Genomic DNA, 516 nt, shown 5'->3' on the forward strand with positions numbered 1-516 from the left:
TTTCGCGGTGCAGTTTGTCGCGTTCGATGTCGGTGATGACTTCGCCGTCGAGGCTGATTTGGTGCAGGTGTCCGCTGCCGTAGTAGAGGTAATCGATAGGGCGGCCGTCAGGCAGGATGGTGCGGATGCGGTTGCCCAACGGGTCGTATCGGTAGCCTACGGTGGCGCTTTGGCCGTTGTGGACGGTGGTTTCGCCGATGAGGCGGTCGAGTTCGTCGTAGGCGAGTTCGACGCTGCTGTGGTGGTTGCGGGCTTTGGTCAGGTTGCCGGTAATCGGGTCGTAGTCGAAACGGGTGCGACTGATGCCTTCGTCTTTGCTTTGCCCGTTGCGGCCGGAGACTTTGCGGCTCTGTTTTTCGATCAGTTGGCCGAGTATGTTGCGTTTGAAATGGTGGATGTGCCAAGTCTCGGGACGGTCTTTCAGACGACCTTCATTATTGCTTTGACCGTATTCGGTCTGTTGAACCAGTTGTCCGGCGGCGTCGTAGCCGTAGGCGGTGATTTTGCCGTCCCAGC

1 protein-coding gene is annotated in these 516 nt (G+C 58.3%); it reads right to left on the bottom strand.

Translation table 11 applies throughout. From position 1 onward, the window contains the following. The coding region (locus HMPREF2726_RS08645) for an RHS repeat domain-containing protein (protein ID WP_148132499.1) at positions 1–516 on the bottom strand (516 nt) is incomplete at both ends.

The sequence above is a fragment of the Neisseria sp. HMSC074B07 genome, from assembly GCF_001810355.1.
Lineage (GTDB): Bacteria > Pseudomonadota > Gammaproteobacteria > Burkholderiales > Neisseriaceae > Neisseria.